The organism is Halomonas sp. 113, from assembly GCF_904067645.1.
GTDB classification, from domain to species: domain Bacteria; phylum Pseudomonadota; class Gammaproteobacteria; order Pseudomonadales; family Halomonadaceae; genus Vreelandella; species Vreelandella titanicae.
In genome coordinates this window covers 3236837-3261352 of the sequence record NZ_LR881453.1, presented here as the reverse complement: position 1 = coordinate 3261352, position 24516 = coordinate 3236837, and the positions used below count along the sequence as shown (strand labels likewise).

The 24516-nt window shown below is 54.7% G+C and carries 17 protein-coding genes; 12 read left to right on the top strand and 5 right to left on the bottom strand.

The genetic code is table 11. The features are described 5' to 3' along the window. The first annotated feature begins 218 nt into the window (after positions 1-218). From YERSI8AC_RS15390 to YERSI8AC_RS15380, 3 genes are all read left to right on the top strand, one after another. The gene (locus YERSI8AC_RS15390; protein WP_159180190.1) at positions 219-6689 is read left to right on the top strand and encodes an Ig-like domain-containing protein; all 6471 of its coding nucleotides are present in this window, start codon (positions 219-221) and stop codon (positions 6687-6689) included. A gap of 72 nt (positions 6690-6761) precedes the next feature. Continuing rightward, positions 6762-7238 (top strand): hypothetical protein, encoded by a 477-nt coding sequence (locus YERSI8AC_RS15385; RefSeq protein ID WP_022522756.1) that lies wholly within the window; start codon positions 6762-6764, stop codon positions 7236-7238. Positions 7239-7290: 52 nt separating this feature from the next. Next, the gene (locus tag YERSI8AC_RS15380) at positions 7291-7611 is read left to right on the top strand and encodes a hypothetical protein (protein WP_022522757.1); all 321 of its coding nucleotides are present in this window, start codon (positions 7291-7293) and stop codon (positions 7609-7611) included. A gap of 23 nt (positions 7612-7634) precedes the next feature. Here YERSI8AC_RS15380 and YERSI8AC_RS15375 read toward each other — a convergent pair whose 3' ends face one another. The 3 genes from YERSI8AC_RS15375 to YERSI8AC_RS15365 all read right to left on the bottom strand — a co-directional run bounded on the left by YERSI8AC_RS15375 (position 7635) and on the right by YERSI8AC_RS15365 (position 11043). After that, a complete protein-coding gene (locus YERSI8AC_RS15375; RefSeq protein ID WP_159177020.1) occupies positions 7635-9536 on the bottom strand; it encodes a bifunctional diguanylate cyclase/phosphodiesterase in 1902 nt (633 codons plus the stop codon). A gap of 14 nt (positions 9537-9550) precedes the next feature. Further along, positions 9551-10252, bottom strand: a complete 702-nt coding sequence (locus YERSI8AC_RS15370) for a transglutaminase-like cysteine peptidase (RefSeq protein WP_009287953.1) — start codon at positions 10250-10252, stop codon at positions 9551-9553. Positions 10253-10338: 86 nt separating this feature from the next. Continuing rightward, entirely contained in the window at positions 10339-11043 is a 705-nt protein-coding gene (locus YERSI8AC_RS15365; protein WP_159177019.1) for an arylesterase, read from the bottom strand. 76 nt (positions 11044-11119) lie between these two features. Between YERSI8AC_RS15365 and YERSI8AC_RS15360 the strand changes: the two genes are divergently transcribed. From YERSI8AC_RS15360 to YERSI8AC_RS15345, 4 genes are all read left to right on the top strand, one after another. Further along, positions 11120-11920, top strand: a complete 801-nt coding sequence (locus YERSI8AC_RS15360; RefSeq protein WP_022522761.1) for an ABC transporter ATP-binding protein — start codon at positions 11120-11122, stop codon at positions 11918-11920. Beyond that, positions 11917-14508, top strand: coding sequence for an ABC transporter permease (locus tag YERSI8AC_RS15355; protein ID WP_159177018.1), 2592 nt, complete (start codon positions 11917-11919; stop codon positions 14506-14508). The genes YERSI8AC_RS15360 and YERSI8AC_RS15355 overlap by 4 nt, the downstream gene beginning before the upstream one ends. Before the next feature lie 278 nt (positions 14509-14786). Beyond that, positions 14787-15704, top strand: a complete 918-nt coding sequence (locus YERSI8AC_RS15350) for an alpha/beta fold hydrolase (protein ID WP_022522764.1) — start codon at positions 14787-14789, stop codon at positions 15702-15704. 15 nt (positions 15705-15719) lie between these two features. Continuing rightward, entirely contained in the window at positions 15720-16751 is a 1032-nt protein-coding gene (locus YERSI8AC_RS15345) for a patatin-like phospholipase family protein (RefSeq protein WP_022522765.1), read from the top strand. A 3-nt stretch (positions 16752-16754) separates the two neighbouring features. Here YERSI8AC_RS15345 and YERSI8AC_RS15340 read toward each other — a convergent pair whose 3' ends face one another. Beyond that, positions 16755-17324 (bottom strand): Smr/MutS family protein, encoded by a 570-nt coding sequence (locus YERSI8AC_RS15340; RefSeq protein ID WP_022522766.1) that lies wholly within the window; start codon positions 17322-17324, stop codon positions 16755-16757. 176 nt (positions 17325-17500) lie between these two features. Between YERSI8AC_RS15340 and prmB the strand changes: the two genes are divergently transcribed. The 5 genes from prmB to phaC all read left to right on the top strand — a co-directional run bounded on the left by prmB (position 17501) and on the right by phaC (position 22839). Then, positions 17501-18460, top strand: coding sequence for a 50S ribosomal protein L3 N(5)-glutamine methyltransferase (prmB, locus tag YERSI8AC_RS15335; RefSeq protein WP_159177017.1), 960 nt, complete (start codon positions 17501-17503; stop codon positions 18458-18460). 13 nt (positions 18461-18473) lie between these two features. After that, positions 18474-19565 (top strand): chorismate synthase, encoded by a 1092-nt coding sequence (gene aroC, locus YERSI8AC_RS15330; RefSeq protein WP_053857021.1) that lies wholly within the window; start codon positions 18474-18476, stop codon positions 19563-19565. A gap of 62 nt (positions 19566-19627) precedes the next feature. Further along, positions 19628-20149, top strand: a complete 522-nt coding sequence (locus YERSI8AC_RS15325) for a hypothetical protein (RefSeq protein ID WP_022522768.1) — start codon at positions 19628-19630, stop codon at positions 20147-20149. A 253-nt stretch (positions 20150-20402) separates the two neighbouring features. Further along, positions 20403-20813, top strand: coding sequence for a phasin family protein (locus tag YERSI8AC_RS15320; RefSeq protein WP_007113285.1), 411 nt, complete (start codon positions 20403-20405; stop codon positions 20811-20813). Positions 20814-20931: 118 nt separating this feature from the next. After that, positions 20932-22839, top strand: a complete 1908-nt coding sequence (phaC, locus tag YERSI8AC_RS15315) for a class I poly(R)-hydroxyalkanoic acid synthase (protein WP_022522770.1) — start codon at positions 20932-20934, stop codon at positions 22837-22839. A 97-nt stretch (positions 22840-22936) separates the two neighbouring features. On the opposite strand, the gene ahpF is transcribed toward phaC, so the two are convergent. Continuing rightward, a complete protein-coding gene (ahpF, locus tag YERSI8AC_RS15310; protein ID WP_159177016.1) occupies positions 22937-24493 on the bottom strand; it encodes an alkyl hydroperoxide reductase subunit F in 1557 nt (518 codons plus the stop codon). Positions 24494-24516 lie beyond the last annotated feature (23 nt).

Genomic DNA, 24516 nt, shown 5'->3' with positions numbered 1-24516 from the left:
TTTTGTTCGGTGAATTGGCTGTAAGTGCCCCCTGACACGACAGTCGCGAACCTCACCAACACACTCTTCCTATTATTTTGCCCGTATTGTCCACCGGTACAATATGCAACTGTCTTAATCAAGACTAGCCTTGTTCCAAAATGCCGCTAATAGCTATTTTTCACAGGGCTTGGCAAAGCGGCGACCTCTTTAATTAAACGGTGGGTGGAGAACAGCGCATGGCAACGGCGACGGTTACAGCGATTTCAGGTCAGGCATGGGCACGTGACGAAGACGGCAACTTGCGCGAACTGCGCATTGGCGACGTTCTTCAGGAGGGCGAAACGCTCATCACATCTGAGGATGGTCGTGTGGAGCTAGACTTTGCCGACGGAACAGGCGCTAACGTTGTCGAGGGTGGCCAAGAAGTTGCTGTTACGCCCGAGCTTGATGTTGACGCAATTGTAGCCACAGATGCCAGCGCCCAAGACGACGATCTTGAAGCGCTACTTGCCGCTCTTGACGACGAAGAAGGAGATCTTCTCGATCTTCTTGACGCGACTGCTGCCGGTGGTGGCGCCGGCGGCGGTGGTGGCGGTAGCGATTTCGTTCGCGTTGCACGTATTGCTGAAGAAACCGACCCATTAAGTTTCGAGGCTGCTGAAGGCGGTTTAGACTCCGCTGAGCTTGTTGAATTTGATGATGTTGCGTTGGCTGCCGACGCCGACGCCGACGCCGACGCAGATGCGGACGCAGATGCGGACGCAGATGCAGACGCGGATGCCGATGCAGACGCGGATGCGGATGCGGATGCTGACTCCGATGCTGATGCTGATGCTGACGCCGATGCGGATGCGGATGCAGACGCTGATGCAGACGCCGACGCTGATGCAGATGCTGACGCTGATGCGGATGCCGACGCAGATGCAGACGCGGATGCAGACGCCGATGCAGATGCAGACGCGGATGCCGATGCTGACGCTGATGCGGATGCAGACGCCGACGCTGATGCGGATGCGGACGCTGATGCGGATGCGGATGCGGATGCCGATGCAGACGCTGATGCGGATGCTGACTCCGACGCTGATGCTGACGCCGATGCGGATGCAGACGCCGACGCTGATGCCGATGCCGATGCCGATGCGGATGCTGACGCCGATGCGGACGCTGATGCGGATGCCGATGCCGATGCAGACGCAGACGCTGATGCTGACGCGGACGCTGATGCGGATGCAGACGCCGATGCAGACGCAGATGCCGATGCTGACGCTGATGCCGATGCTGACGCAGATGCAGACGCGGATGCTGACGCGGATGCCGACGCTGATGCAGATGCCGACGCTGATGCAGATGCAGATGCAGATGCAGATGCCGACGCTGATGCAGATGCCGACGCTGACGCGGATGCCGATGCGGACGCTGATGCGGATGCAGACGCCGATGCAGACGCTGATGCAGACGCTGACGCGGATGCCGACGCTGATGCAGATGCCGACGCTGACGCTGACGCTGACGCTGATGCGGATGCAGACGCCGACGCTGATGCCGATGCGGATGCGGACGCCGATGCGGACGCTGATGCGGATGCGGATGCGGATGCCGATGCAGACGCTGATGCGGATGCTGACTCCGACGCTGATGCTGATGCTGACGCCGATGCTGATGCTGATGCTGATGCTGATGCTGATGCGGATGCAGACGCCGACGCTGATGCGGATGCTGATGCTGATGCGGATGCCGATGCAGACGCTGATGCTGACGCGGACGCTGATGCGGATGCAGACGCCGATGCAGACGCAGACGCCGATGCAGACGCCGATGCAGACGCAGATGCCGATGCTGACGCAGATGCTGACGCAGACGCAGATGCAGACGCGGATGCTGACGCTGACGCGGATGCCGACGCTGATGCAGATGCAGATGCAGATGCAGATGCAGATGCCGACGCTGACGCTGACGCGGATGCCGATGCTGACGCAGATGCCGATGCGGACGCTGATGCGGATGCAGACGCCGATGCAGACGCTGATGCCGACGCGGATGCCGACGCTGACGCGGATGCCGATGCAGATGCGGACGCAGATGCGGACGCTGATGCGGATGCAGACGCCGATGCAGACGCTGATGCAGACGCTGATGCCGACGCCGACGCCGATGCCGACGCCGACGCTGATGCAGATGCTGACGCGGATGCTGACGCGGATGCAGATGCAGATGCTGACGCGGATGCGGATGCGGATGCAGACGCCGATGCAGATGCCGACGCGGATGCGGATGCGGATGCGGATTTAGAAGCCACTATCACCATCGACACCATCGCCGGTGACGACGTGATCAACGCTGCCGAGGCTGAGCAGAACTTCACAGCTGTCAGCGGCACGGTGAGCGGTGACGTGGTAGCGGGTGATCAAGTCACGTTGAGTGTAAATGGCAACAGCTACACCACTAACGTGGTCGACGACGGTGCGGGCAACCTGAGCTACAGCACTACCGTGGCAACCGCCGACCTGATCGCCGACAACAGTGTGGAAGCGAGCGTGACCGCCACCGACGCGGCGGGTAACAGCCAGACCGCGACCGAAACACGTGACATCACGGTTGACACCGAGATCGCCGCGGGCATCACCATCGACACCATTGCCGATGACGATGTGATCAACGCCGAAGAAGCCGCTGAAACCAACACCTCCATCACCGGGACGGTGAGCGGTGACGTGGCGGCGGGTGACCAGGTTACGTTGAGTGTTAATGGCAACAGCTACACCACTAACGTGGTCGATGACGGTGCAGGCAATCTGAGCTACAGCACTACCGTGGCAACCGCTGACCTGATCGCTGACAACAGCGTGGAAGCGAGCGTGACCGCTACCGACGCGGAGGGTAACAGCGAGACCGCCACCGCCACGCGTGACATCACGGCCGACACCGAGATCGCCGCGGGCATCACCATCGACACCATCGCCGGTGACGACGTGATCAACGCCGAAGAAGCCGCTGAAACCAACACCGCCATCACTGGCACGGTGAGCGGTGACGTAGTAGCGGGTGACCAAGTCACGCTGAGCGTGAACGGCAACAGCTACACCGGCGATGTGGTGGACGATGGCGCAGGCAACCTGGGCTACAGCATCGACGTGCTCACGGCCGACCTAATCGGTGACAACAGTGTGGAAGCGAGCGTGACCGCTACCGATGCGGCGGGTAACAGCGAGACCGCCACCGCCACGCGTGACATCACGGCCGACACCGAGATCGCCGCGGGCATCACCATCGACACCATCGCCGGTGACGACATGATCAACGCTGCCGAGGCTGAGCAAAACTTCACAGCTGTCAGCGGCACGGTGAGCGGTGACGTGGTAGCGGGTGATCAAGTCACGTTGAGTGTAAATGGCAACAGCTACACCACTAGCGTGGTCGACGACGGTGCGGGCAACCTGAGCTACAGCACTACCGTGGCAACCGCCGACCTGATCGCCGACAACAGTGTGGAAGCGAGCGTGACCGCCACCGACGCGGCGGGTAACAGCCAGACCGCGACCGAAACACGTGGCATCACGGTCAACACCGACGCCTCTGCCACCATCACCATCGACACCATCGCCGGTGACGACGTGATCAACGGCGAAGAAGCCACCCAGACCATCAGCGTCACCGGCAGCGTGGGCGGCGACGCCCAAGCCGGCGACACCGTCACCCTGAGCGTGGGCGACGAGAGCTACAGCGGCCAAGTGGACGCCGACGGCAACTACGCCATCGACGTGCCCGGCAGCGTGCTGGCCGAGAACGACAGCATCAGCGCTGAAGTGACCGGCGAAGACGCCGCGGGCAACGCCTACAGCGCCGAGGCCGACCGTGAGTATGCGATAGATGCAGCCCCAGAGACTGCGGATGGACAAGTAACAGGTGAGGAAGACACTGCTTTAATATTGAAATGGAGTGACTTTAATATCACTGACGATTCACCTGCTGATGAACAGGGAATTGTGATTACCAATTTGCCAGCCTCTGGAACATTGGAGTTCCAAGATACCGATGGGCAGTGGCAGATTGTGGCTGAAGATGCAAGTTTCTCCAGAGCAGAAATAGATGCTGGGCAACTGCGCTTTATGCCAGACACTAATGAGTCGGGCTTCGACAGTTATGGCGGTGAAGGGGTAGGGAACCAGGAAGCTGACTATGCTCAGTTGCAGTTCCTGCCCACTGATGCCCTCAATGAAGGGGCTGAAGCTACCCTCACAATTGACATCAGGCCGGTGGCCGATGCGCCCGCTATCTCAGTGTCGCTGGGTGACACACTAGAGTCTGTACGTGCCTCAGTCATTACGGTTGAGCATAACGGCTCTACTATCACTATTGAGGGCTCTGACATCAGTGCTGAAGGAATCAGTGGTGAGGTTATCAAACCACCGTTTAGTGACGGCAATCTAAATCCTGGTAGTGCCAATAATACTAGCGGTGTGGATGTCATTGCGCTTACCGGTGACTTCGATAAGCTGGTGAATGGCAGCCAGGCAGTCAATTCGATCAATGGTGATGACAAAGACTATGTCTACTTAAACAAGCCATTGACAAGCTATGCCGTTAATCTGGGCGAGCAGCATCAAAACTCAGGCTATGATGGTACTATCACCGATTTGGCAACGGGCGTGACTATTAGTGTTAATAACATTCGTGGGGTCATATATGGCGATGGCTCAACTATGTTGCCCTCTGATGCGACTACCACTATTACCCAAACCGGCTATGACGTTATCGAAGTCGAGCTCTCTACGCTATTAGCGGATGAGGACGGTAGCGAGGTACTTTCAGATATTGTTTTGACGAACATCCCAGCAGGCGTGGAGCTGACTGGTGAGGGCGTAGTTAGCCAGTCGGATGGCAGTTGGCTGGTGACTAATCCTACAGGGGATAGCATCGAACAGTTGATGTTGACGATGAAAGTGCCTGTGAGTGCCGGAGCGTTTGATATCACGGCTACGGTAACTTCTAGCGAGATATACGAAGATGCCGCTGGAGACCAGCAAGTCATAGATAGTGAAACAAGCACTGATACCACTGCAGTGGAGCAATATAATATCGTGGTGGGTTCACCCGGCGGAGACTCTATTGGAGGTAGCAGTGCGAATGACATCATTATTGGTGATGTTGCTGGTCTCCAGTTGGTGCCAGGTGAAAACTATAACCTGGCATTCATGATGGATACATCGGGCAGTATGTCGAATGCCGATATTGCCAATGCTAAGGCATCTCTGACCGAGGTGTTCAATACTCTTAAAGAGAGTGTAGGCGAGGATAATGCCGGCACTGTAAACATCTTCTTGGTAGAGTTTGATACTCAGGCAGGCAGCAATGTCAGTGTTGATCTGTCGGATCCACAAGCGCTGTCGAAACTGCAGACAGTGTTAGATGGATTCCAGCAAGGTGGCGGTACCAACTACGAAGACGTTTTTAAGACGACGGCCAACTGGTTCAATACAGATTCTGTCCAAGCCAATTCTGGTACTAACCTGACTTACTTTATTACCGACGGTTTGCCAACGTATTATCAGGGCAATGAACAGGAGAGTGTAGTTATAGGCTCCAAAGGAGGTAGCCGCTGGAATCTTACAGTCGACGATATTGACTATGTCCCAGGTCAAGCCTACTCGATGAATATTGATGGACATGTTCGTGAAGTTATTGACTCAAGCGGAAACGTAAACCAGTGGACTCATAGCTCTGGCTGTGGCGGAGGAAGTTGGAGTAGCAGTGTTATCGGTCAAATAAGGCCCGATGGAGATGGCGCATACGAGATTTCTGCGCTTGCTGGTGATGGTAGAAGCACCACGAATACGGTTGTCCAGAACTCGTCGGAAGCGTTTGAGCTATTAGACGGTATGTCGTCGGTTAATTCAATTGGCTTGGGCAGCAGCTTGAATGAAAGCAGCCTCCAGGCTTATGACTCCGATGGCATTGTCCAATCGAATATCGACCCTGAACAACTTGCTGATGCTATTCTTGGCGAAAATGTCCAATTGCTGTCCGGCGACGACACAGTATCCGGGGGTGAGGGCAATGATATCCTGTTTGGAGATCAGGTGACCTTTGCAGGTATTGAAGGTAATGGCTTACCATCCATAAAGTCTTACATTGCCGGGCAGTTGGGTATCGCAGATCCTAACCAAGTTTCTGCCGAGCAAATTCATCAGTACATCACTGACAATCATGAAGAGTTTAATAACTCTATGGAGACAAGCGGTAATGATATCCTCATCGGCGGTGATGGCGATGACATTCTATTTGGACAAGGTGGCAATGATACTCTGATTGGGGGGTCTGGTGACGATATGATGTATGGTGGTACCGGTGCCAATACATTTATGTGGGAGTCTGGGGATCAAAACCAGGATGCAGAGCAAGCTCCTGCTATAGACCAGATAACCGGGTTTAATATGGGTAAATTTGGAGCCGATTCAGAGTCTGATCGCTTGGACATCGCAGACCTTCTGCAGGGAGAAAATGCAGATAACCTAGATCAGTATATAATGGCTGAACAGCAGGGAGATGATGCGGTATTGCATGTTAAATCTGATGGAGGCTTAGCATCAGATGGCAGTAATGCTGATCAACGTATCGTCTTGAAGGGCGTGGAAATTCCGCAGGGTGGTAGCTCTTCCGACTTTATCCAAAGCATGCTGGATGATGGTCAACTTAAAATAGATCAGTAATTAGTACTGTTTGGCAATAAAAAATGCTCCGCACGCTATGTGTGGGGCTTTTTTCAATTGTGAGGGGGGAATATGTATTTTGATGAGATACAGCTTTTACGTTGGATGAAAGGTGATAAATTAGCCGTTGAATATATAGAAATTATTTGTGATGTTGCTCATAAATGGGATGACTTGATTGATAAGGATAAAGTGCTTAGCGACGACGATATTAATAAGCTTTTTTTTGATATATTGATTAAACTTCCAAGGAATACTTTTTATCGTAAGAATTTTGAACACATGAATTCAGTGTTGATGAATGCTATCTCTAACTGGCAAGTTGCAACCCAGTTGGAAAGGGAGGGGGGAGACTACGAAACGAGCATAGCATTTATACTGCGCTCCTCCTATGTAGATCTAATTACGCAAGCTGCTTTGATATGTGGTGGAAATAAATGGGCATGCCAAGTGGGAAAAGAAGTAAGAAAGATTACCCATAATGAAACCTATGAGGGCTATCTTACAAATCTAGCAACTGAAAAAAATGCTCGTTTAGCGAAAAAATAAAGAATCGAACCTATTCTCATTAGTAGCCAGTGAACCTGCATGGGAGTGATCTATGCTCTACACCAAACGTAATACATCCGGCGAGATCCTGATGCTCAGCAAAGAGCCAACGTCAGAGTGCAACGAAACGATTGATCCTGATTCACCTGAGGTACTGGCTTTCCTTGCTGATCAGCCAGGATCCTCAGCACACTTTATAGCGTCTGACTTAGCGTTTGTGAGGGTGGTAGAAGATATTCTTGAGGTGTTACTAAACAAGGGAGTCATCACTTTCACTGACCTTCCGGAAGCTGCACAGGCGAAAGTGATGGAGCGTAAGTCCTTGCGGGTTAAAAATGATGTAGGTTTGCTAAGCGACGACGACACTATCTAGTCGTCGTCGATTGCGTTTATGCGTTAAAGGCGTACGCCTGGTCCGGTGGCTCCATCGACACCCACGCGGAACAGGCAGGCTATTTCCTCATCATCTGCAACGCCTTCCCCTATCACCTGAATGCCCAATGAATGGCAGAGCGTAGCCATGCCGCGGACAATGGTTTGCTGCTCATTTGAAGCATGCAGTTGGTGAATAAGACTGCTATCCATTTTTAAGTAAGCAAGACCCACATCGTGTAAATCTGCAAGTTTGGTGAACTCTGCCCCCACATGCTCTATACCAAACGTGCAACCAAGGGGCCGTAAGGCGGTACAAAGCCCTCGTAAGCTACCAATCGCGTGCGTGCTAAGCGTGGCGGGCACTTCAAAGCAGAGCTGCTTGGCCAATAGTGGGTGTGCTGCCAACAGAGTCCGTAGCTCGTTAACGAACTGTGTATTAGTGATCGATGCCGCAGAGAGGTTAATGCCTACCGGCTTTATATCATCTTCTAGATTAGCGAGCGCTTTTTTGACCACGGCTAAATCAAGTGCAGGCTCCATCTCAAAGCGGGTGATCCAGGGAATAAAGACTCCGGCGGTTTGCCACTCACCACCTAGCAGTAAGCGAGCCGGGCATTCGTAATGGATGATGTCTCCGTGAGCGTCTACTACCGGGAAGTACGCTAACTCAGGGCCAACCAGGATTGCTGCTTCCAGTGCATTTCGCCATTCGGCATGGCTGCTGTAGAGTGAAATACGCTTGCGCTGACGCACGACTACCTGTTCAAAGGACGTTAGGCTTTCGGCTTGTGCCAAAGCGTCATCCAGGGTGGCTAACAGTGTGCCGCGATCATCATGTGGAGCATAAGGTACAATCGCCGTTGGTAGATAAACCTCCACGTCGGGCTGCGTGGCGGCTATCTCGGCTAACGCTGCCATCACCTGAATTCGAAGCTCCTCTACATCATCCATAAGCGGCAGCATAAAGATAAAATCGCTGCCGTTAAGGCGGCCTACCATTGGTTCTGCCGACGCACTGTCCAATTGCCCCAACTGGGTAACCAGCGTATTTAATAGTTGGTCGGTGGCAGCGTAGCCGAGCTGCTCATTGAGTGACTCTAATGCCTGTACGCGAACCATGATCAACATGCCCGTTGCGCGGGCATCTTCACTGCCCAATTGAGACGAAAGCTTACCCATAAACACGTCGCGATTCAGCGCACCGGTGACTCGGTCATGCTGTAAATGGCGGCGTAACTCGTCCAGCTTATGGCTTTCATGACTGAGCATCTGATGGACATTGGCAGAAAGCACGTTCATTGCTTGAGTGACTTGGCGTAACTCCAGCGTGCGTGGCTCCTTAATAGTGGTAAACCGCCGCGCACTGATATCTTGCGCCTGAGTGACGACGCGGGAAAGGGGGTGCTTAATACCACGAACGATCACGGTAGCAATCGCTAAACTAATTACTCCGGCAAGTAAAAACCAAGCAGCGAGTTCCAGCATGCTGCGCCATAAAGAGGCGTAGGCAAAACTGTGTTGGCTCTCAAGCTCCAACGTACCGTACTGTCGCCAGCCATCTTGAATCGTCGCGGTGCCGTTGGGCACATCAAACTCAATAAGCTGACGAAACCAGGCGGGCACATCGCCACTATACTCTTCGGCGGAGCGTTCAATGAGTACGCTATCGTCCGTATCGCGCAGGGTGATTCGGCGGTAGTAGCCGGTGTCAAATTGAGCTGCGATTAACAGTTCGAGGGTGACAAGGTCTTTATCGAGCTGGCTCATTGAAAGCGCCAGAGCGGTAGCATTGTCAGCGTTCTTAATGCGCACTTCCTGTTCGATATAATCGCGGCTAGTGGTAATACTAATGGCAAGACTACCAATGAACGACAGCAGCAGCAGGGCGATAATGGCAATCCAAAGTTGTTTGATAAGTGACATCGTGCCAATTCCTCTTAAATGAAACCCTGGGTTTGCATACGTTCAATGACGCTGCGCCAGCGTGATAGCCGAGCCAATGGGTCTGCGCGGGATTCAGAAGAACCACCTGCCCAAAGTCCATCGCTATTAAAACTAAACAGTGGGTCGAGATCAGTACGCTGAGAGGCAGGGGTGATAGACGGTACAATATTGTCTAGCACCAACGGTTCTGCATCTGGGGTCGAGTAATAGCCTAGCACCATGTGGGCTTGGGTAATTTGACTACGCCCAATGCGCGCACGGACATAAATCATGCGTAGGTACTGACTAGTAATGCCTAATTGTTTAAGGGTAATGTACTTGGCAATGGAGTAATCCTCGCAATCTCCCTGGCCTTTACCCATTGCTTCCAAAGGCGTAGCCCAATAATCCTCTTGCCCCCACACCTGGATATCGTCAATCCACCGGATGCGGCGATTAAAGAAGTCATTAACCCCACGCAGCTTGGCTTGAACGTCTTGGTTTTGTAGCTGTTGAAGCAGGTTAAACCACTCCTCTAATACGGACAAACCAGCCTGCCCATACTGTTGCTGCATGCTTTGGCGTAGGCGTTGTGGATCAAACGCTGCGGCAGGCGTTGGATGAATGCCAAGACCTGCGCCTAACCAAAGCGCGCCGACTGTTGCTAAGAACTGTCGACGCGAGAATGTAGGAGTGTGATGCGAGGATGCAGGCATGAGTCGCCGTTAGTAACCGCCAAATAGGGCTTAAGATTACAAGCTGACGAGTGGAAGTGCTACACCTCTCAGTCAAAAGGCTGAGGTTATTGAACCGCTGCCTGATGCGTTGTTTCTAATAGGGGTTCAATGAGCGGCTCAAGTTCGGGCCATACATTGTCGAGGATAATCGGCTGAGCATCGGCGGTAGGGTGAATGCCATCGCTCTGCATTAACGCCTCGTTCAGGGCGATATCCTCCAATAAAAAAGGCACTAGGGAAACGTCATACTCTTCCGCCAGCGAGTGGAAAACCCCGGTGAAGGCGTCTCGGTACGCTTGGCCATAGTTAGGCGGGATATCGATCCCCAGTAGCAGCACCTGAGCACCAGCGTCTTGGCTCTGCTCAATCATACTGGCTAGGTTTGCCTGCATTTGATTGGGTGATAAGCCGCGTAGACCATCGTTGCCGCCCAGCTCAATGAGAACAATATCCGGCTGCCGCTGTCCGAGAAGGTCAGTGAACCTTTGTAATCCTCCAGACGTCGTTTCACCACTAATGCTGGCGTTAATGACTTGGGCATCATCTCCCAAGCGTTCTTCCAGTAGGTTCACCCAGCCCTGATCACGCTCTATGCCGTAAGCGGCGCTTAAGCTATCACCCATCACCAGCAGGGTGGGGACTGGGTTTGTGTCTGCGTTGACAGGCTCTGCGTTGATAGACGATGAGGCAAAGGTGACTATCAGCAGCACCAGCCATCCGGTTACCATGCGGTTCAGTCCATGCCATGCCATAGGGATGCCACGCTTCATGTCTTATTCCTCAAGTTCAAACTCTTCAAGTTCAAGCTCCTTAGATAAAGCTGCCAATGCTGCTACGGATATATCCATGTCGAGCGAGGCATCCCAAGGTGAGCGCCAAGCTACTACCGACAACCAAGCGGTAGCCGATGTTCCCCGCGGCACTGTTAGGCAAGCCGTGCTGCACGCTGACAAACTTTCTAAAAAAGTCACCAGCGGTGAACGCTCGCTCACCATCTTACACGACCTGTCGCTGAGCGTAGCGGCGGGAGAGAGCGTAGCGATTCTGGGTAAGAGCGGTGCGGGTAAATCAACGCTTTTGGGGCTATTAGCGGGTCTTGATACGCCAAGCGACGGTGAACTAACGCTGTTTGGACACGCATTAAGCCGTTTGGATGAAGATGGTCGAGCAGCGCTGCGTGCCGGACGAGTAGGCTTTGTGTTCCAGAACTTTCAATTGCTGCCCACTTTGAGCGCGCTTGAAAACGTCATGTTGCCCCTTGAATTATCGCCCCGCGCCGGGGAAACGCAAACTGCAGCTCAGTGGTTGGAGCGTGTTGGGCTTGGTGAGCGAGTGAACCACTTACCCAAACAGCTTTCCGGCGGCGAGCAGCAGCGCGTTGCCGTGGCGCGTGCTTTCGTGACCGACCCCGAGCTGGTATTTGCTGATGAGCCCACCGGCAACCTGGATCCGGATACCGGTGGGCAAGTCATAGATCTGCTCTTCCAGCTCAACCATGAGGCGGGCACTACGCTTATTCTGGTTACTCATGACCACGCCTTGGCGCGGCGCTGCGATCGCTGCTTGCGGTTAGATCATGGCAAGTTAGAAGCCGTACTTGAAAACATCGTACCAACTGCCGCTTCGATTGATGAGGGCGCGCAATGAGTGATGTGAATTGGCGTTTGGCGATGCGCAGCCTCAAGCGGGATCTGCGCGCAGCTGATGTGCGTGCGCTATTTATTGCCCTGATATTGGCTGTCGCGGCCTCCACCATGATTGCGTTTTTTCTTGATCGGTTAGAGCGCGGTCTGGAGCGCCAGGCAGGGCAGATGCTGGGCGGTGACCTGGTGCTAGAGCAGCGTGATCCTTTTTCCGAGGAGCTGAGAGAGCGCTTGGAAAACGCTGGTTTTGTGCTTAGCGATCAAGTGGACTTGGTGTCGATGATTAGCCGCGAGGGGCGCTTTCAGCCTGCCAGCTTAAAAGCCGTGGATGAAGTCTACCCTCACTACGGTGTCTCCTACGTGGACTTTGGCAATGGCACCGAGCAAACTGCTTCTGGTCCGCCGCCAGGGGAGGCGTGGGCGGATCCACGCTTGATGGAACTGGTCGAAATCGAGCTGGGTGATCGAGTACAGGTGGGTCAAACTGAACTGGCCGTAACGGGGATCATTGAGCGCGAAGCGGATCAGTCCGGTGGTTTTGGTAGTTTTAACCCGCGCTTGATGCTCAATACGGCAGATGTCGAGGCAACGGGCCTGGTTCAAGAGGGCTCGCGGATTGAGTTTGAAATTCTAGCCGCAGGCCCGCCGGAGGCGCTCGATCAAGTACAAGGCTTACTTGCTGAGCTACGCCGCAATGGGGTAGAGGTGCGGGATGTTCGCGTTGACCGTCCCCAGCTTGGCAATGCGTTACAGCGGGCAGAAAGCTACCTGGGGCTAGCCGGGTTAGCGGCGGTATTGCTGGCGGGTGTGGCCGTGGCAATGTCTACCCGGCGTTATGTCGAGCGCCATTTGGATACCGCTGCGCTACTGCGCTGTTTTGGTGCCAGCCAGCGTCAGTTAGTGACGATTTTCACCCTTCAGTTACTCGGCTTGGCACTGGTCGCGGCAGTCATTGGAGCGCTGCTTGGCCTTCTTGGCCAAGCGGTGCTGATTTGGCTATTGGTGAGTTTTCTACCCATGACACTTCCGCCACCGGGGCTGATGCCACTAGGGTTGGGGGTCTTCACCGCGCTTGCCGTGCTGGTTGGGTTTGCCGGGCCAACGCTGTTGCGTATCAAGCAAGTCAGCGCACTAAAAGTACTGCGTCGTGAGCTAGATCCACTGCCGCCATCGGCTTGGCTGGTCGTTGGCGTAGCGAGCATCGTGTTTGGTGGGTTGCTTTGGCTCTACTCGGGTAGCCTGCCACTGGCGATTGGATTATTGATCGGTGGTGCGCTGCTGCTTGGTGTGCTTTGGATAATTAGTGCCTTATTACTTAGCGGCTTACTGCGTGTTGTGCAGCGGTTCTCAGGGCGCAGTGAGTGGTCACAGGCACTTCGCTTAGGCGGCCGTCAATTGGCACGGCGTCGCCAAGCGGGTCTAGGTCAGTTGCTGGCCTTCTCGGTGACCTTCTTTGCCATGGCGATGATTGTCTTGGTGCGTGGCGATTTGCTAAGCACCTGGCAGGATCAACTGCCTGAAAATACGCCTAACTACTTTGCCATCAATATTCAGCCTTCCGAGCGTGACCCTTTTGAAGCGGCGGTTTCACCACGGGTGGAAACCCAAAGCACCCTCTACCCGATGGTGCGTGGGCGAGTGATAGCGATCAATGATCAGCCACCCAGAGAGGCCGTGCCGCCGGATGCCCGTGGCGACAACTCACTGCGTCGTGAGCTCAACCTTACTTGGCAATCTGAAGTGCCAGAAGGCAACCAAGTGGTGGCTGGCGAGTGGTTCACGCCAGCGCAGCTGGGTAGCAACTCAGGCAGTGAGAGCAGCGATGAAAGCCAAGGCTGGATGAGTGCCGTGGAGGCAACACCACAGTCGGGGCCTGTGCCCATTTCAATGGAGGATGGGCTCGCCGAAAGGCTTGGGCTAAGCATTGGTGATGAGATGACCTTCTCGGTGGGTAGCGACGAGATCACTACCCAAATTACCAGCCTGCGCAGTCTGAATTGGGATAGCTTCCAGCCTAATTTCTTCGTTATTTTCCCGCCGGGCGTGCTGGAGCAGTTTGGCCATAGTTACATCACCGCTTTTCACCTGCCAGACGCGGAACAGGGACTGATTCGTGAGCTGATCACCGACTTCCCAGGCGTCTCGTTGCTTAATGTGGACGCGATTTTAGGTCAGGTGCGGGATGTGCTTGCCCAGGTCACCCGGGCAGTGGAGTTGGTGCTCGCCTTGGTGCTACTGGCAGGGATTAGCGTGCTGTATGCCGCGCTGACCGCAAGCCGCCCGGTGCGTGCCCATGAAAGCGGCCTACTGCGCGTATTTGGCGCAGGCAGCAGAATGATTTCACGGGTACAGGGGGCCGAGTACGCGCTGTTGGGTTTTGCCAGTGGTTTGATGGGCGCAATACTTGCGGAGCTAACCTCGGCCGTACTGTATATTTACCTGCTGGATCTCACCCCGCGTTTGCACCTGGGACTATGGGTTTTCCTTCCCGTTGGCGGGGCGCTATTGATCGGTGTCATTGGGCATGCGCTTTCGCGGGGGTTGCGTCGCCAAGCGCCGGCAGCCAGCCTCGGCCTACTGGGTGAAGCTTAATCCGGTGAGGATTTGACGACTCATGAATCAGCGGGCCAGCCAAAAACCGACGACGGTGGCGCTGATGACAGCTACAAAAAAGACCAGATTACGGGCGCGGGTATCACGACGTGGTTTCATAACGGCACCAATACAGTGTTAAGTACAATGTTAAGTACAATGTTGAAGTAAAATATGCCTAGCATGGTAACGTTTGTCGTCTGCGCCGTCATCTTACTGATCCAGTGACGCGACCGTTCGTTCAGGATCATTAGCTGTTTATTCAGGACTGTTACTCTATGCCCCAAATCACCCCGGTAGCGCTCTCTGTTGCGCCAAAGCCGCTTTCACTTGCCCAAGGACGCTTAGCGGCGCTGAGCTGGGGGCGTGCTGACGCCCCAACCTGGTTAGCCTTACACGGCTGGCTGGATAATGCGGCCAGCTTTACCCGGTTAGCCCCGCTGTTGGTCGAGGCGTTGGATATTCGTATTGTGGCGCTGGATTTTCGCGGCCATGGTCATTCGGCACACGCGCCACAGGGCGGTGACTATGCCTTATGCGACTATGCTCTTTGGGACTATTGCCATGATGTATTGGATGCCATGGAGTCCTTGGGGCTGGAGCAAACCAGCTTACTGGCCCATTCCATGGGGGCGGCAGTGGCCTGCTTGCTCGCCGCTTCGTTACCCGAACGCGTCGAGCGGCTAACGCTGATTGATGGACTTGGGGCGCTCAATACACCCATTGAAGAGACCGCCAGCCAGCTGCGTAAGGGGCTTACAGCCTACCGTCGGCCGCTGTCACGAGCGCCGCGTTACCCCGATATCGAGAGTGCCATTGCTGCGCGTGTTGCAGGCGGGGTCACGCCGCTGGATAGCATCACGGCAACGCCGCTAGTAGAGCGTAACACCCAGCCTACTGCTGATGGTCATGTGCAAATGCGCACCGACAGCCGGTTACTGAAGCCGTCCCTGGTGCGCTTTACCCCTCAGCAAGTGCTATCGCTACTGGCGGAAATTAACGCACCGCTGCTATTGATAGAAGGCGAGCAGGGAATTTTAGGCGAGCGCCAATGGGCTCAAGAGGCACGGCAAGCGGTCAAAGGATTAACCCGAAAAGTGCTCAAGGGGGGCCACCATTTACACTTGGAGCCTAGAGCAGTGGCGCAAGTTGCCACGGTTATCGGCACTCACTGGGGTAACACTGGTGCCGTTTAAGGGAGGGAACGCAGCATGAATGAATTGGCTCACGTGAGCAGTGGCAATAAAGTCGCTCTGGTATTGGGCAGCGGTGGTGCCCGTGGCTACGCGCATATCGGCGTGATCGAAGCACTGGAGGCGCGGGGATTCGAAATTATTGCCGTATCAGGGTGTTCAATGGGCGCAGTGATTGGCGGTATTTATGCCGCGGGTAAGCTGCCTGAATACCGTGACTGGGTGTGTCAACTCGACTACCTGGATGTGCTCAAACTGGTTGACGTAACCTGGAGCTCAATGGGGGCGATGCGTGCCAGCAAAGTCATGAGCAAACTGGAAGCTCTGGTCGGCGATATTCTGATTGAAGACCTAGCGATCCCCGTCACCACGGTAGCGACAGACCTGGTGCGGCAACGGGAAGTGTGGTTTCAAAGTGGCCCCTTGCTGCAGGCGATTCGTGCCTCAATGGCCGTGCCGGGTGTTATAACCCCTGTTCATCTGGGCGAGCAGGTGCTGGTGGATGGCGGGCTGCTCAACCCGCTGCCGATTATGCCTATGGTAGCCGCGCACCAAGCAGACTTTGTGGTAGCGGTTAATGTGACTGCCCATAGCCCGTTGCCGGTGACCTTGGAGGAGTTACTGCCTAAAGAGGAGGAAGAAGCCGATAGCCGCACCCAAAGCGAGATCGACCGCGATCAACGCATGAGCAGTTGGATAGGCGATGTACGCGCAGCTACCCAAAAACTGTGGGCAGGGCTGGGTGCCAATGGTGATGGCGCAAACGGGGAGAGCGACGACAAAGAGCTAGAAGAAACCACTGAAGCGCGCGGCAAGCGCGAGTGGAGCAAGCTCGATATGATTTTGGAGTCATTCGATATTACCCAGGCGGCGTTGGCCAAGTACAAAGTGGCAGGATATCCACCCGATGTGCTGATCGAAATCCCCAAAACGGTGTGTAGTACTTACGAATTTTACCGGGGCCGAGATTTGATTCGCCTTGGTCGCCACTTGGCAGATGAAGCGCTGGAACGCCGGATGCCCAGTATCGCTTCCGATGCTACCGAGTAACGGCTACTGACCCCGCTTGCGCAGTAGGATGTACACTGCCCCAGTGCCACCATCGAGATCGATGGCCGAGCAGAACGCCAACACCCCCGGCCACTCCCGTAGCCAGGTATTGGTATGGCTTTTGAGTACAGGAAAATCAGAGGTGGTGCCCCACGCTTTGCCATGCACCACCAGCACACAGCGCAGACCTTGCCCCGCTGAATCACGCAGAAAACTCTCCAACTCCGTGCGGGCCTCCTCCAGCGTATAGCCATGCAGATCAAGCCCCGCCTGCCATGCGGTTTGGCCGCGCTTTAGCTGGCTAAACGTGCGCCATGGCAAGTCGGGCACGCTGAACTCGAGGTACTCTGAGGGGCGCACGGCTTCCACCCGGCCATCCGAAGTGCGCCCGCTGGATTGAGGGGCGCTGCTCTCAACCGCCGCGTTGCGCCGTGCTTCATGGGCCTTAACGTCGCGCTTGGGTTTGCCAGGGTCGGCCTGATTGGTGGCGATAGGGCGTACCCCCGCCGCCTTCAAGGCGTCGCGGAAGGCACTGATATCGTCATCATTTGGCAGGTGGCGGTGTCGCGTCATGTCAGGCTCGGGTGGTAGAAAAATGGGGGTAGCACGGGTGAATCAGTTAAAGAAGCACAGTATAGCGGGCTGAGCGTTGCTGTGAACCGGGCGGCGTGAAAGGTACAATCTTTTATTCGTCATATGGCTCAGGTTCTATTGCCTGCAGTCATGATTATCGTTAACCAGGAGCCGCTGTGACCACGCATCTAAATGTTGAGCATTCTCACTCAACCCTTTCCCTGTCGGAGTCGTTGCTGGTGAGCCAGCTCTTTACGCTGCGCGACTACCTGCGCTGGGTCTCCAGCGAGTTTTATCTGGCGGGCCTGCACTATGGCCATGGTACCGATTCTGCCTGGGATGAGGCGGTGGCACTCTGCTTGGGCGCGCTGCACCTGCCGTGGAATATCGACCCCAGTGTGCTAGAGGCGCGGCTGCTGCCCGTGGAGCGTCAGCGGATTATTGCCCTGGCGCGGGAGCGTGTTACCACCCGCCGCCCGCTGCCTTATCTGCTCGGCGAGAGCTTCTTTGCCGGTCACCCGTTTAGCGTTGACGAGCGCGTGCTGATTCCGCGCTCGCCGATTGCCGAGTTGATTGAAGACGGCTTTGCCGCCTGGTTTCCCGAAGAGCCGCCTGCTAGCGTGCTGGATCTATGCACTGGCTCCGGTTGTATCGGCATTGCTACGGCACTCTATTTGCCTACTTGTGAAGTGGCACTTGCTGATATCAGCCAGGATGCCCTGGCCGTGGCACGGCAAAATATTACCCGCCATGATGTGGGAGACCGGGTGCGAGCGGTGGAATCGGATGTATTCAGCGGCTTGGAAGGTCGACGTTTTGATCTCATCGTCTCCAACCCGCCCTATGTTGATGCCCGCGACTTGGCCACCATGCCTGCTGAGTTCCGCCATGAACCCTCCTTGGCACTGGGGGCAGGCAGCGATGGCTTGGATATCTTGCGGCGCATACTCCGTGAAGCGCGGGAACACCTAACCGATGAGGGTTGGCTGATCGTAGAAGTCGGCAACTCTGATCGCCATGTGGAAGCGGCGTTTCCCGACGTGCCTTTCCTGTGGCTTGAATTCGAGCGTGGCGGCCAGGGCGTATTTGCCTTGAGCGCCGCTGAACTCGACGCCCATGCGGCGTCTTTCCTGTGAGGAACTAATCGCCATGTCTGGCAATACGTTTGGCAAACTATTTACCGTCACTACCTTCGGTGAGAGTCACGGCCCTGCGCTCGGCGCGATCGTTGATGGCTGCCCGCCTGGGTTACCGTTAAGCGAAGCAGATTTACAGCATGATCTGGATCGCCGTCGGCCGGGCAGTTCGCGGCATACTACCCAGCGCAAAGAACCTGATCAGGTGCGCATCCTGTCAGGGGTGTTTGAAGGCAAGACCACCGGCACCTCTATTGGCCTGTTAATCGAAAATACCGATCAGCGCTCTAACGACTACTCAAAAATCAAAGAGCAGTTTCGGCCAGCGCATGCGGATTACACCTACCACCATAAATATGGCCACCGTGACTACCGCGGCGGTGGGCGCTCCAGCGCCCGTGAAACCGCTATGCGAGTGGCGGCAGGGGCGATTGCCAAGAAATATTTGGCCGCCCAAGGTGTTCAGATTCGCGGTTATATGAGCCAGCTAGGCCCCATCAAGATTGATTTCAAACAGTGGGAAGCGGTGGGTCAAAATGCCTTTTTCTGCCCTGACCCGGAGCGCGTAGCAGAACTGGAAGCCTACATGGATCAGCTGCGCCGCGATCAGGATTCGGTAGGTGCTGAGATCACCGTGATTGCCGAAGGGGTGCCGGTAGGGCTGGGCGAACCGGTGTTTGACCGCCTGGATGCTGACCTGGCGCATGGTTTGATGAGTATTAATGCGGTAAAAGGTGTGGAGATAGGCGCAGGGTTTGGTTGTGTCGCTCAGCGGGGCAGTGAACACCGTGACGAGATGACGCCTGAAGGCTTTCTCTCCAATCATGCTGGTGGCGTGCTGGGCGGTATTTCCAGCGGCCAACCCATTGTGGCTCGTTTGGCGCTAAAACCGACGTCCAGCATTACCACGCCTGGCCGCTCTATCGATATCCATGGACAGGCCGTCGAAGTGATTACCAAAGGGCGTCACGACCCCTGTGTGGGTATTCGCGCAACGCCCATCGCTGAGGCGATGATGGCGATTACGTTGCTGGATCACTGGCTGCGTCATCGCGGCCAAAATAGTGAGGTGAGCGTTGATACGCCGCGTTTAACCCAGCGCTAGCGCAATACGGTGAGGTTTGCAGTTCACTGCTACACTCAAACAAAACAGTGCAGGAGCCGCCTATGAAGATTAACGTTGAATTTGATCTTACCCCGGACGAATTTCGCCAATCTCTGGGTCTGCCGGATGTCGAAGCTTTCCAGAAAAACCTGCTGGAAAATATCCAGCGGCAAATGGAGTCTGGGGTAGAGGGCTACGACCCCATGAGTCTTATGAGGCCCTTTCTCCAGCAGCCGATGATGCAGCAAGGGCTCTCGCAGGGACTGTCTCAAGGGCTATCTGAAGGACTGTCTCAAGGGCTAGCCAACTTCGGCACTTATCAGCAAATGATGCTGGATATGTTGCGCCAAGCGGGCAGCGCCAGCACTAATGCCACTAGTGCGTCCTCGTCTAACGGCAGTGCGGCTGAACAGGGTGGTAACACCAGCTCTAAAAGCAGTGCGGCGAGTTCCAGGGCGAGCAGTACTAATAATAGTAGTGCCAATAAAAGTACCAGTAGTGGTGGTAAGGCCAAGTCAACAGCGTCGTCGCGCTCCCGTTCCGGCTCAAGCACACGTTCAACATCCAAGCGCAGTGATTCATAAATCAGTAACGATAGACTGGCAAAAATAGATTGTGGGGAAGTGGATTGAAAGATCGCTAATGGCGATGTGAGAGAGGCAATGCGGAGACGTTTTGCAGCGTTACTGAATGCAGCTACTGAAAACAGTGTCGCTGTTGCAATGCAGCATGCCAGGGACTACTCTTTTTGCAGTGCAGCAAATCAAGGCAAGACAAGCTACATCACGATGAGTCACTCCAAGGCTCATGCCAAGGAACTAAACAGGAGCAGACACTATGCAAGACAATATGATGGACGCCTTCAACGCCCAAACTAAGCAAATGTTTGAGCCCATGCGTAAAATTAATTCGCTGATGCTCAACAACATGGAAAAAATGACCCAGTATCAGCTGGAAGCCATGAAGCGCTACAGCCAGATGGGTACAGAGCGCATTCGTAGCGCCACTGAAATTCAAGACGCAGAAAGCCTGCGTGATTTCGGCACCAAGCAAGCTGAAATGATGAACGAGCTTTCCCAGCAGATGCAGGAAGACGCGCGCGTCATGAGCGAAATGAGCCTGCAGTTTAAGTCTGAAATGGAAAAAATGTTCAGCGAAGCCGGTCAGCAAATGTCCGAGCAAGCCAAGGCGGCTACAAAAAGCGAGCAACCTGCCAAAGCCTCTAGTCAGTCATCGCGCAAAAGCTGATTAGTGACCTCATCGCGGCGCCCAAGGGCGCCGCGATGCATTTATAAGCTTTAATTTATATATGCTTACATAGCCAAAGTGGTCGGTGCGCCCGATGATAGGCGTAGGGAGAATGAGTATGCAGTCAGCGTGGCACAATCCGTTCCAGGCAATATCACAAGGGCTATCTGACAGCCTGTCTGAAGGGCTTTCTCAAGGACTGCCTGAAGGGTTATCCCCAGAGGAAATTGAAGCCTGGAATAACCAGCTTAAAGAGATTAGCGAACAGTACCAAGGATTGATGCAGGATCTGCTTTCCCGTATTGCGCCCAGTGAAGCCGCCGACTCAATTTACAGTGATATGCGTGAAAGCTTTGAAGCGGGTGCTCAGTCATTAATGCAAAACCCTACGCTGCTGTGGGAAACCCAGAACCGTTTGCTTCAAGACCAGTGGCTATTGTGGCAACAGGCCCTGCGTGGCATGGCTGGCGAGCAAATAACGCCGCTGATTACTCCGGCTAAAAGTGACCGTCGCTTCAAAGATGAAGCCTGGACTCAAAACCCCCACTATATGGCCATTATGCAGCAGTACTTACTGTTCTCGCAGATGGTGGAAGAGCTGGTTGAAAACTTAAGTGGGTTGGATGAAACCCAGAAGCGTAACTTGATGTTTTACGCGCGCCAGTTGGTCAACGCGATGGCGCCCACTAACTTTATAACTACCAATCCAGAGGTCATGCGCTGCACCATTGAAACCCGTGGTCAAAACCTAGTGGATGGTCTGGCCCGTCTACGTGAAGATTTAGGTAACTCTGGTGAAGGCATTAATGTCCGCATGACAGACCGCGCCGCCTTTGGCGTGGGCGAAAACATAGCGGTAACGCCCGGTTCAGTGGTGTATGAAAACGAACTGATTCAGTTGATCCAATACACGCCAACGACGGAAAAGACCTTTAAAACGCCATTGCTAATGGTGCCGCCGTGGATCAATAAGTACTACATTCTCGATCTGCGTGAAGATAATTCCATGGTGAAGTGGCTGGTGGATCAGGGCCATACGGTGTTCCTGATCTCCTGGCGTAATCCTGGCCCGGAGCAGCGCGATATTACCTGGGCCGACTATATGCAGATGGGGCCGATCAGCGCGATAGAAGCTATCGAGCAGGCCTGCGGCGAGAAGTCGGTTAATCTCCTCAGCTACTGTGTCGGCGGCACGTTAACGGCATCTACGGTAGCGTACCTCACCAGCACCCGCCGTGGGCGCAAAGTAAAGTCGGTGACCTATATGGCCACGCTGCAGGATTTTCGTGATCCTGGCGATATCGGCGTATTTCTCAATGAGCGGGTGGTTGAAGGGATCGAACAAACGCTAGAAGCGAAGGGCTACCTTGATGGCCGCTCGATGGCTTACACTTTCAATTTGTTGCGTGAGAATGATCTGTTTTGGTCGTTCTACATTAATAACTATTTGAAGGGCGAGACGCCTGCCGCCTTTGATCTACTCTACTGGAATACTGATGGTACCAATTTAACCGCAGGCACCCATGCCTGGTATTTACGCCATATGTATTTAGAGAACCGCTTGGTTGAGCCAGGTGGCATTGAGTTGGATGGCGTGAAAATTGATCTGCGCAAGGTGTCGGCGCCCAGCTATTTTATCTCCACCAAAGAAGACCACATCGCCAAATGGAACAGCACCTACTATGGGGCGTTGCTACCCAAGGGGCCGGTGACCTTTGTGCTCGGCGGCTCGGGGCATATCGCAGGTATTGTCAACCCACCCCATAAGAACAAGTATAGCTACTGGACTAACGACACACTGCCCGAAAGCCATGAGGAGTGGCTTGCAGGTGCTACGGCTCAGGAAGGCTCCTGGTGGCCTCACTGGCAGGCATGGATGACCGACAATGGCTATGCCAATAGCGAAAAAATGGTGCCCGTGCGCCAACCAGGGGACGGTGAACTCAACATTATTGAGCCTGCGCCGGGCCGCTACGTGAAGATGACAATCCCCGAAGTGTTGGGGGAAATCCCGTCTTCTTCGTAATTGGCATAGGCGAATAGCCTAAGGTTTCGCGAGCTGAAACTCCCTCCCACTAAAAAGCCCGCTGACATTTTTGTCAGCGGGCTTTTCTTCGCCACTGTCAGTTTCGAATGAGATAGTCGAAAGCACCCAGCGATGCCTTGGCGCCTTCGCCCATGGCGATGATGATCTGCTTGTAGGGCACGGTAGTTACATCGCCTGCGGCGAAGACGCCGGGCACGGATGTCATACCGTGAGCATCGACGATGATCTCACCGCGGGGCGTCATTTCAATCGGAGAGCCTTTCAACCACTCGGTGTTAGGCACCAGACCAATCTGAACAAAAATGCCTTCCAGCGCGATGGATTTGCTCTCGTCGGACGTGCGGTCTTTATAGTTCAAGCCATTCACACGGCTGCCATCGCCCGTTACTTCGGTGGTTTGTGCGTTGAGGATAATATCGACGTTAGGCAGACTCTTGAGCTTTTTCTGCAGCACTGCGTCGGCACGCATCTCACCCATAAACTCTACGAGCGTGACATGGCCGACAATACCCGCCAGATCGATCGCCGCTTCAACGCCAGAGTTACCGCCGCCAATCACCGCTACCCGCTTACCTTTGAACAGCGGGCCGTCACAGTGAGGGCAGTAAGCCACCCCTTTGTTGCGGTACTGCTGTTCGCCGGACACGTTCATTTCGCGCCAGCGGGCACCCGTCGCCAGTACCAGGGTTTTGCTCTTAAGCGTCGCACCCGACTCAAAGGTGACTCCGTGCAGCCCACCTTCCGCCTCGGCTGCTTTAAACGCCGTGGCAAGCTGCAGGTTCATGACATCGACTTCGTAATCTTTTACGTGCTCTTCAAGCGCGCTAACTAGCTTGGGGCCTTCGGTATGGGAAACGGAGATAAAGTTTTCAATTCCCATGGTGTCAGCCACCTGACCACCGAAACGCTCAGCGGCAATGCCGGTGTTAATGCCTTTGCGTGCTGAGTAAATGGCGGCCGCCGCGCCTGCCGGGCCACCACCAATGACGAGCGTATCGAAAGCGGCTTTCTCGTTGAGCTTTTTGGCATCGCGTTCGGCGGCACCAGTATCAACTTTGGCCAAAATCTGCTCAAGGGTCATACGGCCTTGATCGAACGGCTTACCGTTCAGATAGATGCTTGGCACTGACATGATTTCCCGCGACTCAACTTCGTCCTGAAACAGTGCCCCGTCAATAGCGACGTGACGAACGTTCGGGTTGAAGATAGCCATGAGGTTAAGCGCTTGAACCACGTCAGGGCAGTTCTGGCACGAGAGCGAGTAGTAAGTCTCGAAAAGCATCTCGCCGTCGAGGGCTTTGATTTGGTCGAGTAGCTCAGCAGACGTTTTAGGCGGATGACCGCCGACTTGCAGCAGTGCCAACACCAGCGACGTGAACTCGTGGCCCATGGGGATACCGGCAAACACCACGCCAGTTTCTTCACCCGGGCGGTTAATCGCAAATGATGGCGTGCGGTCGTCCTGGCCATCGCTGTGTAGGGTAATCTGATCGCTCAGGCTGCTGATGTCCTCAAGCAGGCCGAGTAGTTCTTGTGACTTGGCACCGTCATCGAGGGAGGCAACGATCTCGAACGGCTGAGTCACTTTTTCCAGATACGCTTTTAACTGGGATTTTAAATTGGCGTCCAGCATGACAGTAGCTTCCTCGCAAGTAA

Bases quoted from the DNA above. Each gene is read 5' to 3' on its own strand.
- YERSI8AC_RS15390 (WP_159180190.1), top strand. From the start codon at position 219: ATGGCAACGGCGACGGTTACAGCGATTTCAGGTCAGGCATGGGCACGT.
- YERSI8AC_RS15380 (WP_022522757.1), top strand. From the start codon at position 7,291: ATGCTCTACACCAAACGTAATACATCCGGCGAGATCCTGATGCTCAGC.
- YERSI8AC_RS15345 (WP_022522765.1), top strand. From the start codon at position 15,720: ATGAATGAATTGGCTCACGTGAGCAGTGGCAATAAAGTCGCTCTGGTA.
- YERSI8AC_RS15360 (WP_022522761.1), top strand. From the start codon at position 11,120: ATGTCGAGCGAGGCATCCCAAGGTGAGCGCCAAGCTACTACCGACAAC.
- YERSI8AC_RS15340 (WP_022522766.1), bottom strand. From the start codon at position 17,324: ATGACGCGACACCGCCACCTGCCAAATGATGACGATATCAGTGCCTTC.
- aroC (WP_053857021.1), top strand. From the start codon at position 18,474: ATGTCTGGCAATACGTTTGGCAAACTATTTACCGTCACTACCTTCGGT.
- YERSI8AC_RS15375 (WP_159177020.1), bottom strand. From the start codon at position 9,536: ATGTCACTTATCAAACAACTTTGGATTGCCATTATCGCCCTGCTGCTG.
- YERSI8AC_RS15355 (WP_159177018.1), top strand. From the start codon at position 11,917: ATGAGTGATGTGAATTGGCGTTTGGCGATGCGCAGCCTCAAGCGGGAT.
- YERSI8AC_RS15320 (WP_007113285.1), top strand. From the start codon at position 20,403: ATGCAAGACAATATGATGGACGCCTTCAACGCCCAAACTAAGCAAATG.
- YERSI8AC_RS15370 (WP_009287953.1), bottom strand. From the start codon at position 10,252: ATGCCTGCATCCTCGCATCACACTCCTACATTCTCGCGTCGACAGTTC.
- YERSI8AC_RS15385 (WP_022522756.1), top strand. From the start codon at position 6,762: ATGTATTTTGATGAGATACAGCTTTTACGTTGGATGAAAGGTGATAAA.
- YERSI8AC_RS15365 (WP_159177019.1), bottom strand. From the start codon at position 11,043: ATGAAGCGTGGCATCCCTATGGCATGGCATGGACTGAACCGCATGGTA.
- YERSI8AC_RS15350 (WP_022522764.1), top strand. From the start codon at position 14,787: ATGCCCCAAATCACCCCGGTAGCGCTCTCTGTTGCGCCAAAGCCGCTT.
- phaC (WP_022522770.1), top strand. From the start codon at position 20,932: ATGCAGTCAGCGTGGCACAATCCGTTCCAGGCAATATCACAAGGGCTA.
- ahpF (WP_159177016.1), bottom strand. From the start codon at position 24,493: ATGCTGGACGCCAATTTAAAATCCCAGTTAAAAGCGTATCTGGAAAAA.
- YERSI8AC_RS15325 (WP_022522768.1), top strand. From the start codon at position 19,628: ATGAAGATTAACGTTGAATTTGATCTTACCCCGGACGAATTTCGCCAA.